Raw genomic sequence first — 16740 nt, 5'->3', positions numbered from 1 at the left:
GCTTGTCGAAGGGCCTCGAAGAGGTCAGCGTTCCGCGCGACCACGAGAAGACGCCGACCCGTTCCGGGCCCTTCGACGAGCTCAGGGAGCGTCTGACGGGCTCACCGAGCGTGAGACGAGCTCAGGGAGCGTCTGCCGTCAGGCGGCGATCAGGGCCTCGACGAGCTTGACGGCGCCGTCCTTGTGCTCGCTGACGTCGCTCGAGGCCGCGACGAGGACCTGGTAGAACACGCCGTTGTTCTGTGCGAGGACGTCGATGACGTTCACGCCGGACTTCTTGCCGGTGATGTAGCGGGCGTCCGCCGCGCCGGAGACCGAGATGGTGCTCACCTTGCCGTTGAACTGCTTCTTCAGCTCGCCCTCGACCTCGCTCAGCGGCCCGGGCAGCGGGCCTTCCTGGCCGCTGAAGATCGGCCCGTCGGCCTCGGCCGGCGTCCACTGGCAGATGTTCGACGCGCCGAGGTCGGTCGACGTGCCCTTCTTGACCGCCACCCCGGTCAGCTTCTTCACCTGGTCGGCGTCGAGGGTGTCGCAGACCTGGGCGACCTGCGCGCCGCCGGTGCTCGCGCTGGGGCTCGGGTCGGCGGACGACGGGCTCTGGGCGGGCGCGGACGAGGCGGGCGCCGCCGCGCTGCTCGTGGGCGCGCCGGCCGACGGTGCCGCCGCGCTGGGGGCCGACGACGCGTCGCCGCTGCCGCAACCGGCGAGCACCAGCCCGGCGACCAGGAGGCCGGCCGCGGACAGGGGGATCTTCATCAGGGGGAGCCTCTCGTCGGGAAGGTGCGACGCTACCCGGCCGCGGGACCACCCCTCACGCGCCGCGGCCGCGCTGCAGGATCTCGAGCAGGTACGCGCCGTAGCCCGACTTCTCCAGCGCGTGCGCGCGCTGCGCGAGCTCGTCGTCGGTGAGGAACCCGAGGCGCCAGGCCGCCTCCTCGGGCGAGCCGACCTTGAGGCCCTGGCGCGCCTCCAGGGTGCGGACGAAGTTGCCGGCGTCGTTGAGCGAGTCGAACGTCCCCGTGTCGAGCCAGGCCGTCCCGCGCGGCAGCACGCCGACCTGCAGCTTGCCCGCCTCGAGGTAGGCCCGGTTGACGTCGGTGATCTCGTACTCCCCGCGCGGCGACGGCTCCAGCCCCCGGGCGATCTCGACCACGTCGTTGTCGTAGAAGTACAGGCCGGGCACGGCGTAGTTCGACCGGGGCTGCTCGGGCTTCTCCTCCAGCGAGACCGCCCGGCCCTGCGCGTCGAACTCGACCACGCCGTACGCGCGGGGCTCGGCGACCCAGTAGGCGAAGACCGCGCCGCCGTCCACGTCGTGGAACTGGCGCAGCTGGGTGCCCAGGCCGGCGCCGTAGAAGATGTTGTCGCCGAGGACCAGCGCGACCTTCTCGTCGCCGACGAAGTCCGCGCCGATGACGAAGGCCTGCGCGAGGCCGTCGGGCGAGGGCTGGGTCGCGTACGCGATCGAGATCCCGAACTGGCTCCCGTCGCCCAGCAGCCGCTCGAAGCCGGCCCGGTCGTGCGGCGTCGTGATCACTAGCACCTCGGAGATCCCGGCGAAGATCAACGTCGAGAGCGGGTAGTAGATCATCGGCTTGTCGTAGACCGGGACGAGCTGCTTGCTGATGCCGAGGGTGACCGGGTGCAGCCGCGTGCCGGAGCCCCCGGCGAGGATGATGCCGCGCATGGCGAGCATGGTCGCAGAGCCCTGTGACTCCTGCTGCTCGTGTGAACTTGTTCCGTCTCGCGTGCCGTGCGGCACCCGTCCCTAAGATGCCTGCCGTGTCTTCTCTGCTCGTGACCGGCGGGGCGGGGTTCATCGGCTCGAACTTCGTCCGCCACGTCCTCGACCGCACCGACCACTCGGTGACGGTCCTGGACCTGCTCACCTACGCCGGGAACCGGGCCTCGCTCGACGGCCTCCCCGACGACCGCTTCCGGCTGGTGGTGGGCGACATCCGCGACGCGGAGACGGTCGACGCGCTCGTCGCGGACGCCGACGCGGTGGTCCACTTCGCCGCCGAGTCGCACAACGACAACTCGCTGCGCGACCCCTCGCCCTTCCTGACGACCAACATCATCGGGACCTACACGCTGCTCGAGGCGGTGCGCCGCCATGAGACGCGCTACCACCACATCTCCACCGACGAGGTGTACGGCGACCTCGAGCTCGACGACCCGCAGCGGTTCACCGAGCAGACGCCGTACAACCCCTCGAGCCCGTACTCCTCGACCAAGGCCGGCTCGGACCTGCTCGTGCGCGCCTGGGTGCGCTCGTTCGGCGTGCGCGCCACGATCAGCAACTGCTCGAACAACTACGGGCCCTACCAGCACGTCGAGAAGTTCATCCCCCGCCAGATCACCAACGTCCTCGACGGCGACCGGCCCAAGCTCTACGGCGCGGGCACGAACGTGCGCGACTGGATCCACGCCGACGACCACAGCTCGGCGGTGCTGACCATCCTCGACCGCGGGGCGATCGGCGAGACCTACCTGGTCGGCGCGGACGGCGAGCGCGACAACAAGCAGGTCGTCGAGACGATCCTCGAGCTGATGGGCGAGCCGCGCGACGCGTACGACCACGTCAACGACCGGGCCGGGCACGACCTGCGCTACGCGATCGACTCGACCAAGCTGCGCACCGAGCTCGGCTGGGCGCCCGCGTACGCCGACTTCGACGCCGGCCTGGAGGCGACCATCGGCTGGTACCGCGACCACGAGTCCTGGTGGCGGCCGCAGAAGGCACGGACCGAGGCGCAGTACCGGGCGCAGGGCCAGTGACGGCGACGACGGCCCCCGACCGCGCGGGCGCGGTGGAGGCGACCGAGATCCCGGGCCTGCTCGTCGTGCGCCTCGGCGTCCACGGCGACCGCCGCGGCTGGTTCAAGGAGAACTGGCAGCGGGCCAAGATGGTCGCCGAGGGGTTCCCGGACTTCGAGCCGGTGCAGAACAACGTCTCGTTCAACACCCAGACCGGCGTGACCCGGGGCGTGCACGCCGAGCCCTGGGACAAGTACGTGACCGTGGCGAGCGGGCGCGTGTTCGGCGCATGGGTCGACCTGCGCCCGGGCGAGACGTTCGGCCGCTGCGTGACGCTCGAGCTCGGGCCCGACCGGGGCGTCTTCGTCCCCCGCGGGGTGGGCAACGCCTTCCAGACCCTCGAGGACTCGACCGCCTACTCCTACCTCGTCAACGACCACTGGAGCGCGGCCGCGCGCGCGTCGTACACGTTCCTCAACCTGGCCGACGAGACCGTCGCCATCGACTGGCCGATCCCGCTCGAGCGCGCCGAGCTGTCCGAGGCCGACCGGCACCACCCGCGCCTCGCCGACGTCAGGCCGATGCCGCCGCGCCCCGTGCTCGTCACCGGCGCGGGCGGTCAGCTCGGCCGCGCGCTGGTGGAGGCGCTGCCCGGGGCCGTCGCCGTCGGCCGGGACCGCCTCGACCTCGCCGACCCCGTGTCGGTCGCCGCGTTCGACTTCTCGTCGTTCGGCACGATCGTCAACGCCGCCGCCTACACCCAGGTCGACGCGGCGGAGACGTCGGAGGGCCGGCGCCAGGCCTGGGCGACCAACGTCACCGGCGTGGCGGCGCTCGTCGACGCCGCCCGGCGCCACCGCGCGCGGCTGGTCCACGTCAGCTCCGACTACGTCTTCGACGGCACGCGCCGCCTGCACCCCGAGGACGAACCGTTCTCGCCGCTGGGCGTCTACGGCCAGACCAAGGCCGCGGGCGACGCGCTCGTCGCGACCCTGCCCCGGCACCACCTGCTGCGCACCAGCTGGGTCGTGGGGGAGGGCCGCAACTTCGTCACCACCATGGCCGGCCTCGCCGACCGCGGGGTCAGCCCGTCCGTCGTGGACGACCAGCACGGCCGCCTCACCTTCACCGGCGAGCTCGTGCGCGCCCTGGTGCACCTGCTCGCCACGGACGCACCGACGGGCACCTACAACGTCAGCAACGCCGGGCCGACCCGGACCTGGGCCGACATCGCCCGGGAGGTGTTCGCCCTGCGGGGCCGCGACCCGGGCGACGTCACCCCGGTGAGCACCGAGGCGTACGGGGCGGGCAAGCAGCTCGCCCCCCGCCCGCGGCACAGCACGCTCGACCTCTCCCGCCTCGAGGCCACGGGCTTCGTGCCCGAGGACGCCGCGGAGGCGCTGCGCCGCTACCTGACGGGCTGAGGCTCCGGCTCCGCGTCCGGCTCCGGGTCCTCCTCGGGGTCCGGCGTGCGGGCCGGTGCGCGCACGAGCAGGGTGCCGAGCGCGAGCAGCACGCCGCAGGCCGCGACCGCGGCGAACCCGCCGGCCGAGCCGAGGCGGTCGACGACCGCGCCCGAGGCGGCGGCCCCGAGCGCCACGCCTCCGGCCAGACCGGTGCTCGACCAGCCGAGCGCCTCGGTCAGCCGCGACGTCGGCACCGAGGACTGGACCACGCTGACCTCCGCGATCAGCGTGGGCGCGATCGTCAGCCCGTTGAGCAGCAGCAGACCGGCGAGCAGCACCGGCGCCCCGACCGGGGGCAGGGGCAGCAGGGACAGCGCGAGCACGGCGGCGCCGATCCGGAAGCGGGTCACCGGGGGACGGCGCCACGTCAGCGCTCCCGCCACCAGCCCCGCGACCATCGAGCCGGCCGCCCAGCACATCAGCAGCAGCCCCGAGGACGACACGATCGCCCGCTCGCGGGCGAAGGCCACCACGACCACCTCCATGCCGCCGAACACCCCGCCGAGCGCGCAGCAGGCGACGGCCACCGTGGCCAGGAGCCGTCCCGGCAGGCGACGCTCGGCCGCACGGTGCGGTTCGCGGGGATGCCGCGGCGGCTCCGTGCCGCGCTGCGCGGCGAGGGCCACCGAACCCACCACCCCGAGGACCGCGCAGACCACCAGGCCCGCCTCGGGGGAGAAGGCCGTGGACAGGAACGTCACCAGGACCGGCCCCACCACGAAGGTCACCTCGTCCAGCACCGCCTCGACGGCGAAGGCGACGTCCAGCAGCGGCGAGCCGGACAGCCGGTGGCTCCAGCGCGCCCGGACGCAGCTGCCGGTCGGGGTGAAGCACAGCCCGGCGAAGGCCGCGCTGCCCACCGCCGTGACGAACGGCCAGGCCCGGTCGACGGCGACGAGCACGCCGAGGAGGCCGGCCGCGTAGCCGACCGAGGTGCCGGCGAGGACCCGGGCCTGCCCGGCGCGGTCGACGAGGCGTCCCCACAGCGGTGCCGCGACGGCGCTGGCCGCGGTCACCGCACCCGCGACGAGGCCGGCCCGGCCGAACGACCCGGTCGCCGCCGAGACCAGGAGGACGAGGCCGATCCCGGTCATCGACTGCGGCAGCCGCGCCAGCAGACCGGTGAGGCTGAAGGTCCGGGCGGGCGGGTCGCCGAGGAGCGTGGCGTACGCGGCGAAGCGCGCTGGAGCCCGCACGACCACCCACCTCTCAGCCGGCCGCGACGCCCCGTCACGCCGGATCCGGAGCGCCACCCTAGGCGGCGCCGCGGAACCCGTCGTGCGCGACCAGCCGCGTGGCAGGATTGGTGCGTGCCCGACCGTCCCGGCCCCGCCGCCCCGCAAGCCGACACCGCGCCCTACGACGCCCTGCTGCTCGTCTCCTTCGGAGGGCCCGAGAAGCCCGACGACGTCATGCCCTTCCTCGAGAACGTCACCCGCGGCCGCGGCATCCCGCGCGAGCGGCTGGCCGACGTGGCCCACCACTACGACGGCTTCGGCGGGCGCAGCCCCATCAACGACCAGTGCCGCGACCTCCTCGCCGCCCTGCGGACCGAGCTGGACGGCCGCGGGCTCGACATCCCGCTCTACTGGGGCAACCGGAACTGGGACCCCTACCTGGCCCCGGAGGTCGAGCGGATCGTCGCCGACGGACACCGGCGCGTCGTGGCGGTGCTGACCAGCGCCTACCCCTCGTACTCCTCGTGCCGGCAGTACCGCGAGAACCTCTTCGACGCGTTCGACCCGCAGTCCGCCGCGGGCGCGACCGTCGACAAGATCCGGCACTACTCCGACCACCCCGGCTTCGTGCAGGCCTCGGTCGACGCCACGCTGGCGGCGCTGGACGAGCTCGGCGCGGCGGGGGAGCAGGCCCGCCTCGTCTACGTCACGCACTCGATCCCCACCGCCATGGCCCAGGCCGCCGGCCCGCAGCCGCGCAGCGCCGAGGGCGGCTACGTCGACTGGCACCTCGCGGTCGCCGAGGCCGTGACCCGGGAGGTCGGCGCCCGGCTCGGGCGGACGTACGACTTCGACCTCGTCTACTGCTCGCGCTCGGGGCCGCCCAGCCAGCCGTGGCTCGAGCCCGACGTCAACGACCACCTCGCCGCGCTCGAGGAGGGCGGCGTCCCCGGCGTCGTGCTCGTCCCGATCGGCTTCGTCTCCGACCACATGGAGGTCATCTACGACCTCGACACCGAGGCCGTCGAGACCGCCCGCGAGCTCGGCCTGCCGCTGGCGCGCGCGGCCACGGCCGGCACGCACCCGGCGTTCGTCGCCGCGCTCGTCGACCTGGTGCTGGAGCGCGCCGCCGCCGCACGTGGCGAGCAGCCCGCCAAGCCGGTCGTCGAGGGCGGCCCGGTGGGCTGGTACGACTGCGAGCCCGACTGCTGCACCAACCTGCGGAACCCCGGCCGGCCGGCCCTGTGCCAGCGCGTGGTCCAGCCCGCCTGAGGGGCCGCTGTGGCCGGTCCGCGAGGTCGCCGGGGAACGGGAATTTTCTGCCGCCAGACCCGTTGAGGGGTCCGCGGCGGCGATGCTCGCGCTGCCGCCCGGCGACCGCGACGCCGGACGACGCGCATGTGGTACACATGCGCTGCCCGTTCGCAGAGCAGACTGCACGACCCGGGCAGACGCCCGAGAGAACGGCCCGTGAGAAGGCCTGTGAAAGGTGACGAAGAGACACGATGGCGACTGACTACGACGCCCCGCGCAAGACCGACGAAGAGCTCAACGAGGACAGCATCGAGGAGCTCAAGACCCGTCGGAACGACAAGAACTCCGGCAAGGTCGACGAGGACGAGACCGAGGCCGCCGAGGCGTTCGAGCTGCCCGGCGCCGACCTCTCGCACGAGGAGCTGACGGTCCGGGTCCTCCCACGCCAGTCCGACGAGTTCACCTGCGCCGGCTGCTTCCTCGTCCGGCACCGCAGCCAGATCGCCGAGGAGCGTTCCAACGGCGACGCGTACTGCTTTGACTGTGCAGGCTAGAACGGGCTGGGTCGGCGGCCTCACGGTCTCGCCTTCCTCACTCGCTCACAGCCGGTGAGTCCGGCGACTGCCGGGGCCTGAGCGGCGGCTGCTCGCTCGCTCGTCCAGGCGAGACCGGCCGCCGACCTCCCGCCCGCGCCTGCACGGTCCGCTCTCTGCACCACCGGTGACGCTTCCGGCTCCGTCCGCGCATGGCTCGCTTCGACGCCGTCCTCTTCGGAGGGCGGCGTTCGTGCGTCCGCCGGTAGGTTGGCGGCGTGCGTTTTCGGGAACGGGTCGCGGTGCCGGCGGGGTGGTGGGCGCTGGACGTGCTGTTCGGGCTCACGCTGGGGGTGGCGTTCGGCTACTACCTCGGGCTGGCCTGGGGGCTCGGCGTCGGGCTGTTCGCCCTGGTCGTCGTGGCGCTCGGGTTCCTCACCGCTGCGTACACGACCGAGGTCGACGAGGCCGAGGTGCGGATCGGCCGGGCCGTCGTCGGGCGGGAGTGGATCGGGGCCGTCCGGCCGCTGGACGCCGCCGCCACCCGGGCCCGCGCCGGGGTCGGGGCCGACGCCCGGGCGCACCTGGTGACGCGGCCCTGGATCGCCACCACCGTCGAGATCACCCTCGCCGACCCCGCCGACCGCGTGCCCTACTGGCTCGTCTCCACCCGCCGCCCGGCCGCGCTCGCGACCGCCCTCGGCTGGGTCGCACCCACACCCGCACCGGCGCCCACCGCTGCGGAACCGTCGCCGGAGGCCGGGCCGGCCCGTGCCTGATCCGGATCGCATCCCGTCGTCCGTCGACACGAGCGGGCAGGTCCAGCAGGTCGGGGACGCCGAGCAGGTCGAGGTCTCCCTCCGCCTCCTGGAGGAGCTGCCCGTGCCCGCGTACGCGCACCCCGGCGACGCCGGCGCCGACCTGCGCAGCGCGGAGGACCTGGTCCTCGCACCGATGACCCGCCGTCTCGTCCGGACCGGGGTCGCGCTGGCCCTGCCCGACGGGTGGGCCGGCTTCGTGCACCCCCGCTCCGGGCTCGCCCACCGCCACGGGCTCACCGTCGTCAACGCGCCCGGCACCGTTGACGCCGGCTACCGCGGCGAGATCTGCGTGAACCTCCTCAACACCGACCCGGCCCTGCCGGTCACCATCAGCCGCGGCGACCGGATCGCCCAGCTCGTGGTCCAGCGGGTGGCGCGTGCGCGCTTCGTCGTCGTCGACGAGCTGCCCGCCTCGGTCCGCGGGACCGCGGGCCACGGGTCCACCGGGGGCATAAGGTCTCCCGGAGCCGACGAGCACGAGACGGACGGGCACGGTGCCCGGACGGACGACGGCCGACGAGGAGGGGACGCGTGATCTTCGGGCGCAAGAAGAAGGCTCGCGACGCGGAGGACGAGGCCGCGGCGGAGGAGCCGACGAGCTCGACGACCGTCGACGCGGACGACGAGCCGACCCCGGCCTCCGAGGAGCCCGACGACACGGCGACAGACCGTACGGACGTCGCGACCGACGACGAGGGCGTGACCGACGAGGACGCGCTCGACACCGCCGAGCTGGACGCCACCGAGTGGCGCACCCAGGGCCCGTTCGAGGTCTCCGAGCTCGCCGACGCCGAGCCCGACCCCGACGCCCCGCGCATCGACCTCGGCAGCCTCGTCATCGCGCCCGTGCCCGGCTCTGAGCTGCGGCTGCAGGTCAACGAGGCCCAGGAGATCGTCTCGGCGATGCTCGTCCTGCCGGTCCACGGACCCGGTGCGGACGGGGCCGAGCCCGAGGTCGTGGCCAGCTCGGCGCTCGAGCTGAGCGCGTACGCCGCCCCGCGCAGCGGTGGTCTGTGGGCCGAGCTGCGCGACGAGATCTCCGAGGCCGCCGCCGAGGTCGGCGGGTCGGCCGAGCTGGCCGCCGGGCCTTTCGGGGTCGAGCTGCGGCGCCTCCTGCCGGTGACGACCCCGACGGGCGAGCAGGGCTACCAGCCGTCGCGGATGTGGGTGGCCGAGGGCCCCCGCTGGCTGCTGCGCGGCATCGTCTACGGCCAGGCCGCCATCACCGACGACGAGGAGGACCCGGCCGTCGCGTCGGTCCTCGCCGCCTTCCGTGACGTCGTGGTGCGCCGCGGCGACGAGGCCATGGCGCCGGGCGACCTGCTGCCGATGAGCATGCCGGCGGACCTGCAGCCGGCCGACTGACCACCACGGACCAGCCGTCGCACCGGCTGCGCGGGTTGCGCAGCGGTGGGATGCTGGACCTCCGGCCGGGCCTCCCGGCCGACCCTCACCGATCGACGCGGAGGACGACGATGGGCAAGGAGAACATGCTGCAGCGGGCGCTGCGTCGCCTCGCGACGTCCAACGCCGAGCTCGAGTCCGAGGAGCTGCAGCGCAACGTCCGGCAGGAGGGCGCCATCCCCATCGGCGCCTGCGAGGACCGCCAGCAGGTGAACCTCACCGGGACGGTCTCGACCATCACGCTGAGCCCCCGCGCCGGGCACCCGGCGCTCGACGTCGAGCTGCAGGACGGCTCCGGCGTGGTCACGCTGGTCTGGCTCGGCCGGCGGCAGATCCCCGGCATCGACGCCGGCCGCACGCTCAAGGTGTGGGGCCGCATCAGCTGCCACGAGGGCCGGCGCCTGATGTACAACCCGCGCTACGAGCTGCTGCCGACGCCCGCCGCTTCGTGACGGCCGCCGAGAGCGCCGGGCTCCCGGGGCCGGCCGCCGACCGGCCCGAGCAGTCGGACCGGCCCGGGCGGCCGGAACGACCGCAGTTCCGCTACGTCGAGGAGCTCGTCCGCCACGAGCTGGGTCGCACGCTGGGAGGACCGCGGGGCATGGTCGAGGCGGCGCTGCCCTTCGTCGGGTTCACCGCCGCCTGGGTCCTGTCGCGGGCGCTCTACCCCTCCCTCGGCGTCGCCGTGGGCATCGCCGTCGTCCTGGCCGTGGTCCGGCTCGTCCAGCGGTCCTCGCTGAAGTTCGTGGCGCAGGCGGTCGTGCCGACCGCGATCGCCGCCGTCATCGCCACCCGGACCGGCCGCGCGGAGGACGTCTTCCTGCCCGGCATCCTCTACAACGGCGCGCTGGCGGTGGTGTCGCTGCTGACCGTGGCCGTACGGCGACCTTTGATCGGCTTCGTCGTCGGCGCGGCCCTCGAGGACCCGACCGGCTGGATCCGCGACCGGGCGCTGGTGCGCATGAGCAGCCGCCTGACGCTCGTGCTGGCCGTGCCGTACGTGCTGCGGTTCGTCGTGCAGCTGCCGCTGTTCCTGGCCCAGGAGGTCGTCTGGCTGGGCGTCGCGAAGGTCGTCCTCGGTTGGCCGCTGCTGTTGGCCGCCCTCTTCGTCATCGGCCTGCTGCTCTCGCGCGGCCGTACCCCCATCGAGGAGTCGGAGCGCCCGGTCGGCTGACACCCCTCGGGGTGACTGCTGGGGCTCGAGTGGCCTTTCGTGGGACAAATCACTCGTCAGGTGAGCGATTCTCCCGACGATCTGAGCGATTCTCAGGCACCATGTAGCCCCCGACGGTCGCCAGGGCCGTCGCGGTTCGAAGGCAGCTGCTGTGAACCTCTTCCCCCGACCACTCCGTGCCGTCTCGGCGCTGGCCCTCGCCGGGCTCGTCTCGGCGAGCCTTGTCGTGGCGGGACCGGCGTCGGCCGACGTCACGACCGTGTCCACCGACAACCTGCGAACCGGCTGGGACGCCGACGAGGCCAAGCTCGCGCCCTCCGACGTGTCCGCGCCCGACTTCGGCCAGCTGTTCGCGACGAAGCTCGACGGCCAGATCTACGCGCAGCCCGTGGTCGCCAAGGGCACCCTGCTCGCGGTGACCGAGAAGAACAAGGCCTACGGCCTCGACCCCGTCACGGGCAAGGTGCGCTGGAGCCGCGACGTCGGCAAGGAGTGGGCGGCCTCGCACATCGGCTGCGGCGACCTGGTGCCGACCATCGGCATCACGGCGACCCCCGCCGTCGACGCGGCGTCGGGGACGGCGTACTTCACCGCGAAGGTCGACGACGGCAAGGACGCCGACCACCCGCACTGGTACATGCACGCCATCGACATCACCAACGGCACCGAGCGCCCCGGCTTCCCGACGACGATCAAGGGCGCCGCGGACAACGACGACGACCACGACTTCAACCCGAAGACGGCGATGCAGCGCCCGGGGCTGCTGCTGCTCGACGGCGTCGTCTACGCGGGCTTCGCCAGCCACTGCGACCACCAGCCCTACGTCGGCTACGTCGTCGGCGTGGACGCGAAGACGGGCAAGCAGACGTCGATGTTCGCGACGGAGACGGGCAACAGCAAGGCCGGCGCCGGCATCTGGCAGTCCGGCGGCGGGCTCATGTCTGACGGCAAGGGCCAGGTCATCTTCGCCACCGGCAACGGCGTGTCCCCGTCCCCGCACCCCGGCAAGAAGCCGCCGAGCCAGCTCGCCGAGTCCGTCGTCCGCGTGACGGTCCAGGGCGACCGCACGCTCAAGGCGACCGACTTCTTCTCCCCGGTCAACAACAGCAACCTCGACACCGACGACACCGACCTCGGGTCCGGCGCCCCGATGGCGATCCCGGACGGCTACGGCACCGCCGACCACCCGCACCTGATGGTCATGGTCGGCAAGGACGGGCGGGTCTTCCTGCTCGACCGCGACGACTTCGGCGGCAGCGGGCAGAAGTCCGGCAAGAAGGACGACGTCCTGCAGGTCGGCGGCCCGTACAAGGGCGTCTGGGGCCACCCCGCGTTCTGGGGCGGCGGCAGCGGCTACGTCTACATGGTGACGAACCGCGGCCCGCTCTCGGCCTTTAAGGTCGGGGTCTCGGGCTCGGGCAAGCCGACGCTCAGCCGGGTCGGCACCAGCCGTGGCAACTTCGGCTACACCTCCGGCTCGCCGACGGTCACCTCGAACGGCAAGAGCGCGGGTTCCGCGCTCGTGTGGACGGTCTACAGCAAGGGCCCGACGGGCGCCGGCGGCCAGCTGCGCGCGTACGACGCGGTCCCGGTCAAGGGCAAGATGGTGCAGCGCTACGCCGCCCCGATCGGCACCGCGACCAAGTTCTCCAAGGTCGCCAGCGACAACGGGCGCGTCTACGTGGCCAACCGCTCCGGCGAGGTCTACGGCTTCGGCCGCCCGACCACGCTGGCCCTGACCAGCTCGCCGACCGACTTCGGGCTGGTCGCGGTGGACTCGGCGGTGACCAAGCAGGTGACCGTCACGGCCAAGCGCGAGGTCAAGCTCACCAAGGTGCGGACCGAGGACCCCTTCACGGTGGGCAAGGTCAAGCTGCCCGTCACGCTCAAGGCGGGCGCGAGCCTGTCGGTGCCGGTGACCTACAAGCCGGACACCGCCGAGTCGCTCTCCGGGGCGATCTCGTTCGTGACGACGACCGGGACGTTCGCGTTCGACCTGCACGGCACGGGCACCAAGGACGGCCTGCTGTCCGACCCGTCGACGCTCGAGTTCGGCGAGGTCCCCGTCGGGGGCAACGTCACGCTCGACGCGAGCATCTCCAACACCGGTTCGACGACCACGACCATCGGCGGGTCCACGGCCCCCAGCGGCCCGTTCAGCACGGACTCGCTGCCCCGGTCGGGCACCAGGCTCGAGCCCGGCAGCTCGCTGTCGGTCCCGGTGACCTTCGAGCCGACCGCGGCGGGCACGTTCAGCTCGACGCTCAAGGTCAAGTCGTCCACGGGCGACGTGTCGATCCCGGTCACGGGCACGTCGATCAAGGGCGAGTCCAAGCTGACGCTCACCCCCGGAACGGTGCAGTTCGGCTCGGTGCAGGTCGGGAAGTCGGTCACGAAGACGTTCGACATCAAGAACGAGGGCAACCTGCTCCTCACCCTCACCAAGGCCGCGCCTCCGACGGCACCGTTCGACGTCCCCGACCCCGTGTCGGAGGGCCAGCAGCTCGAGCCCGGTGACGTCATCCACCAGTCGGTGACCTTCTCGCCCAAGACGCCCGGCAGCTTCGACGGGACCTACCTGATCACCGGCAACGACGGTCAGGGCGCCCACACGGTCGCCATCCAGGGCACCGCGGTCGCCAAGCCGGTGACGAGCGCGATCGTGGGGCTGGGCGACCGCTGCGTCGACGTCCGCAAGGGCAAGACGAAGAACGGCACCGCCGTGCAGCTCTACACCTGCAACGGCTCGGACAGCCAGACCTGGGCGCGCAGCGGCGACACGCTCCAGGCCCTGGGCAAGTGCCTGGACGTGAAGAAGGGCGGCACCAAGAAGGGCACCAAGGTCCAGCTGTGGGGCTGCAACGACACCAGCGCCCAGCAGTGGAGCGGCGGCCCCGACGGGTCGCTCGTCAACGCCGCGTCGGGCAAGTGCCTCGACATCCCCAAGGGGATCTCGAAGAAGAAGGTCCAGCTCCAGATCTGGACCTGCAACGGCAGCGACGCCCAGCGCTGGGTGCTGAAGCGCTGAGCCAGCGAGGACGCTGAACCACCGCCACGACGGCGGCGCGCCGGGGACGACCCCGGTGCGCCGCCGTTCGTGCGTCCCGGGACCCGACGGTCGCCGCCCGTGCGTACGGCTGGGTCACACTTCGCCGTTTCCTCAGCAGGGCAACGGAACCTGCGGGACGATAGGCCAGCAGTTCTCCCCTGGGGGGTACCGGGGGTCGGGGGAATCGGGGATCACTCATGCCTGCCAAGGCTCATCGTTCACGCGCGCTCGTAGGAGCCGTGCTCGCCGGTCTGGTGTCGGCCGCCGTGGCCGTCGCCGGCCCGGTCACGACGGCGTCGGCCGACGTCAACACCGTGTCGGTCGACACGCTCCGCACCGGGTGGGACAGCAACGAGCCCAACCTGACGGCGTCCGACGTCACGGCGCCGGACTTCGGCCAGATCTTCGCCACGCAGCTCGACGGGCAGGTGTACGCCCAGCCGGTCGTCGCGAAGAACACGGTCCTGGTCGTCACGGAGAACAACCGGGCGTACGGCCTCGACCCCACCTCCGGCGTCGTGCGCTGGTCGCGGAACCTCGGGCCGGCCTGGTCGGTCGCGCCGATCGGCTGCGGCGACCTCGTCCCGAACATCGGCAGCACGTCGACCCCGGTGGTCGACCCGGCGACCGGCACGGCCTACTTCACCGCCAAGGTCGACACCGCGGCGAACGCCGACAAGCCGCGCTGGGAGCTGCACGCGATCGACATCACGACCGGCGCCGAGCGCACCGGCTTCCCGACCGTCATCACCGGGTCGCCGGACAACGACCCGGCGCGGGTCTTCTCCCCGCGCACCCAGCTGCAGCGAGCCGGTCTCCTGCTGATGGACGGCGTCGTCTACGCCGGGTTCGGCAGCCACTGCGACGTCAAGCCGTTCTCGGGCTACGTCATGGGCTTCGACGCGGCCACCGGCAAGCGCACCTCGATGTGGGCGTCCCAGACCGGCGGCACGGACGGTGCGGGCATCTGGCAGGCCGGCGGCGGGCTGGTGTCCGACGGTCCGGGCCGGATCATCGTGTCCACGGGCAACGGCGTGTCGCCCGCGAAGGGCCCGGGCTCCGCCGTCCCGAACAACCTGGCCGAGTCGATCATCCGGCTGCAGGTGCAGCCGGACCGCACGCTCAAGGCGGTCGACTTCTTCTCCCCGGTCAACAACACCAACCTCGACACCGACGACACCGACTTCGGCTCGGGCGGCCCGATGGCCGTGCCGGACGGGTTCGGGACGGCGTCCCACCCGCACCTGCTGGTGCAGACCGGCAAGGACGGCCGGGTGTTCCTGCTCGACCGCGACGACCTCGGTGGGACCGGGCAGGGCCCGAACGCCACCGACGACGTGCTGCAGACCGCCGGCCCGTACCGCGGCGTCTGGGGCCACCCCGCGTTCTGGGGCGGCAGCAACGGCGGCTACGTCTACATGGCTCCGAGCGGCGGCCCGCTCTCGGCGTTCAAGATCGGCGCCACCGCCGACGGCAACCCGGTCCTGAGCCGCACGGGGGTCTCCGCGCAGACCTTCGGCTTCGGCTCGGGCTCCCCGGTCGTGACCTCGAACGGGACGTCCGGGTCGGCGCTGGTCTGGCTCGTCTACAGCTCGGGCTCGAACGGCAGCGGCGCGCAGCTCCAGGCGTACGACGCGCTCCCCTCCAAGGGCGCGATGACGCTGCGCTACTCCGCCCCGATCGGCACGGCCTCGAAGTTCGCGGTGCCCGCGACCGACAGCGGGCGCGTCTACGTCGGCACCCGGACCGGCCAGGTCTACGGCTTCGGCCGCCCCACGACGAGCGCCGTGACCGGGTCGCCCACCGACTTCGGCTACGTGGGGGTCAACAGCTCGGGCACCCAGCAGGTCACGGTCACCGCCACCTCCCCGGTGACGGTCAACGCCGTCTCCACCGCCGCCCCGTTCTCCACCGGAGCGGTGACCCTGCCGACGACGATGGCCGCGGGCGCGTCGCTGACCGTGCCGGTCACCTTCGCGCCGACGTCGGCGGGGGCGGTCTCGGGGGCGCTGTCGTTCTCGACGTCCGCCGGCACCTTCGCCTTCGACGTCCACGGCTACGCCAGCCAGGACGGGCTGCGGTCCGACCCGACGAGCGTCGAGTTCGGCGAGGTGCCCGTCGGTGGCCGGGTGACGACCAGCGTGAGCGTGTCGAACAGCGGGACGACGCCCACCCAGATCACCGGGACGACGGTGCCGACGGCGCCCTTCAGCGCCCCGAGCCTGCCGGCGGTCGGCACGACGCTGGCTCCCGGCGCCTCGTTGTCGGTGCCGATCACCTACGCCCCGACGGCGACCCGCACCAACGGCTCGGAGGTCGTGATCTCGTCGTCCACCGGCGACGTGCACATCGCCGTCACGGGCAAGGGCGTCACGGGCGCCCCGCTGCTGACGATCACGCCGAAGGCCGTCGACTTCGGCTCCGTCACGGTGGGCGCCTCGTCGACCAAGACCTTCGACCTGAGCAACACCGGCAACCTCGTCGTCACGCTGACCAAGGCCGCCCCGCCGACGGCGCCCTTCCTCGTCCCGACCCCCGTGGCCGAGGGCCAGCCGATCGAGCCGGGCGACGTGATCCACCAGTCGGTGACCTTCAGCCCGACCAAGGCAGGGACGTTCACGGGGAGCTACGTGATCTCCGCCAACGACGGGAAGGGTGCGCAGACCGTGACCTTCACGGGGACGGCGGTCGCGGCCCCGACCGCGAAGACCGGACCGATCACCGGCCTGGGCGGCAAGTGCGCCGACATCAAGTCGGCGCTCCAGACCGAGGGCACGCCCGTGCAGCTCTACACCTGCAACGGCTCCCGGGCGCAGACCTGGACGCTGCCGGGCGACGGCACCGTCCGCGGTCTCAGCCGGTGCCTCGACGTCGCGGGCGGCTCGACGCTGAAGGGCGCCAAGGTGCAGATCGGGCTGTGCGACGGCCGGGCGAGCCAGAAGTGGACGTACCGGACGGGGACCGCGCAGGCGCTGGTGAACACCGCGTCCGGTCTCTGCCTCGACATCCCGGGCGCCAAGGCGGTCGACCGCGTCCAGCTGCAGATCTACAACTGCAACTGGAGCGCGGCGCAGAAGTGGGTCATCCCCAGCTGAGGGCGG

The 16740-nt window shown here is 72.9% G+C and carries 14 protein-coding genes; 11 read left to right on the top strand and 3 right to left on the bottom strand.

Going from position 1 to position 16740, the window contains the following annotated elements:
* Positions 1-138: 138 nt before the first annotated feature.
* Together BMY04_RS21680 and rfbA are read right to left on the bottom strand one after the other, a co-directional pair.
* Positions 139-756 carry a hypothetical protein gene (locus BMY04_RS21680; RefSeq protein WP_091186970.1) on the bottom strand — a complete coding sequence of 206 codons (618 nt, stop codon included), beginning with the start codon at positions 754-756 and terminating at the stop codon, positions 139-141.
* A gap of 55 nt (positions 757-811) precedes the next feature.
* The gene (gene rfbA, locus BMY04_RS21675) at positions 812-1687 is read right to left on the bottom strand and encodes a glucose-1-phosphate thymidylyltransferase RfbA (RefSeq protein WP_091186998.1); all 876 of its coding nucleotides are present in this window, start codon (positions 1685-1687) and stop codon (positions 812-814) included.
* A gap of 95 nt (positions 1688-1782) precedes the next feature.
* On the opposite strand from rfbA, the gene rfbB reads away from it, so the two are divergent.
* Both rfbB and BMY04_RS21665 read left to right on the top strand, forming a co-directional pair.
* A complete protein-coding gene (gene rfbB / locus BMY04_RS21670; protein WP_091186994.1) occupies positions 1783-2781 on the top strand; it encodes a dTDP-glucose 4,6-dehydratase in 999 nt (332 codons plus the stop codon).
* Positions 2778-4184, top strand: a complete 1407-nt coding sequence (locus BMY04_RS21665; protein ID WP_091186966.1) for a sugar nucleotide-binding protein — start codon at positions 2778-2780, stop codon at positions 4182-4184. Before rfbB ends, BMY04_RS21665 begins: the two co-directional genes overlap by 4 nt.
* On the opposite strand, the gene BMY04_RS21660 is transcribed toward BMY04_RS21665, so the two are convergent.
* Positions 4169-5422 (bottom strand): MFS transporter, encoded by a 1254-nt coding sequence (locus BMY04_RS21660; protein ID WP_139210087.1) that lies wholly within the window; start codon positions 5420-5422, stop codon positions 4169-4171. The two genes, BMY04_RS21665 and BMY04_RS21660, sit on opposite strands and share 16 nt — an antisense overlap.
* Before the next feature lie 114 nt (positions 5423-5536).
* Between BMY04_RS21660 and BMY04_RS21655 the strand changes: the two genes are divergently transcribed.
* The 9 genes from BMY04_RS21655 to BMY04_RS21615 all read left to right on the top strand — a co-directional run bounded on the left by BMY04_RS21655 (position 5537) and on the right by BMY04_RS21615 (position 16734).
* A complete protein-coding gene (locus BMY04_RS21655; RefSeq protein ID WP_091186959.1) occupies positions 5537-6676 on the top strand; it encodes a ferrochelatase in 1140 nt (379 codons plus the stop codon).
* Between the two features lie 233 nt (positions 6677-6909).
* On the top strand, positions 6910-7212 hold the full coding sequence (locus BMY04_RS21650) for a DUF4193 domain-containing protein (protein WP_091186956.1): 303 nt from the start codon (positions 6910-6912) through the stop codon (positions 7210-7212).
* A 257-nt stretch (positions 7213-7469) separates the two neighbouring features.
* Positions 7470-7970, top strand: coding sequence for a DUF3093 domain-containing protein (locus BMY04_RS21645; RefSeq protein WP_091186953.1), 501 nt, complete (start codon positions 7470-7472; stop codon positions 7968-7970).
* 88 nt (positions 7971-8058) lie between these two features.
* Complete coding sequence (dut, locus tag BMY04_RS21640; RefSeq protein ID WP_456299065.1) at positions 8059-8547, top strand: dUTP diphosphatase; 489 nt, start codon at positions 8059-8061, stop codon at positions 8545-8547.
* The gene (locus BMY04_RS21635; protein ID WP_091186946.1) at positions 8544-9377 is read left to right on the top strand and encodes a DUF3710 domain-containing protein; all 834 of its coding nucleotides are present in this window, start codon (positions 8544-8546) and stop codon (positions 9375-9377) included. Before dut ends, BMY04_RS21635 begins: the two co-directional genes overlap by 4 nt.
* A gap of 110 nt (positions 9378-9487) precedes the next feature.
* A complete protein-coding gene (locus BMY04_RS21630) occupies positions 9488-9868 on the top strand; it encodes an OB-fold nucleic acid binding domain-containing protein (protein WP_091186943.1) in 381 nt (126 codons plus the stop codon).
* Positions 9865-10590 (top strand): DUF3159 domain-containing protein, encoded by a 726-nt coding sequence (locus BMY04_RS21625; RefSeq protein ID WP_232506564.1) that lies wholly within the window; start codon positions 9865-9867, stop codon positions 10588-10590. The genes BMY04_RS21630 and BMY04_RS21625 overlap by 4 nt, the downstream gene beginning before the upstream one ends.
* A gap of 151 nt (positions 10591-10741) precedes the next feature.
* Positions 10742-13618, top strand: coding sequence for a choice-of-anchor D domain-containing protein (locus tag BMY04_RS21620; RefSeq protein ID WP_091186940.1), 2877 nt, complete (start codon positions 10742-10744; stop codon positions 13616-13618).
* A gap of 260 nt (positions 13619-13878) precedes the next feature.
* Positions 13879-16734 (top strand): choice-of-anchor D domain-containing protein, encoded by a 2856-nt coding sequence (locus BMY04_RS21615; RefSeq protein WP_170854275.1) that lies wholly within the window; start codon positions 13879-13881, stop codon positions 16732-16734.
* Positions 16735-16740 lie beyond the last annotated feature (6 nt).

Source organism: Microlunatus flavus (assembly GCF_900110855.1).
Taxonomy (GTDB): domain Bacteria; phylum Actinomycetota; class Actinomycetes; order Propionibacteriales; family Propionibacteriaceae; genus Microlunatus; species Microlunatus flavus.
Note: the sequence above shows the minus strand (reverse complement) of the source record. Positions and strands in the feature narration are given on the sequence as shown.

Excerpts from the sequence above, each read along its gene's own strand:
- BMY04_RS21680 (WP_091186970.1), bottom strand. The coding sequence starts at position 756 with ATGAAGATCCCCCTGTCCGCGGCCGGCCTCCTGGTCGCCGGGCTGGTG.
- rfbA (WP_091186998.1), bottom strand. The coding sequence starts at position 1,687 with ATGCGCGGCATCATCCTCGCCGGGGGCTCCGGCACGCGGCTGCACCCG.
- BMY04_RS21650 (WP_091186956.1), top strand. The coding sequence starts at position 6,910 with ATGGCGACTGACTACGACGCCCCGCGCAAGACCGACGAAGAGCTCAAC.
- BMY04_RS21630 (WP_091186943.1), top strand. The coding sequence starts at position 9,488 with ATGGGCAAGGAGAACATGCTGCAGCGGGCGCTGCGTCGCCTCGCGACG.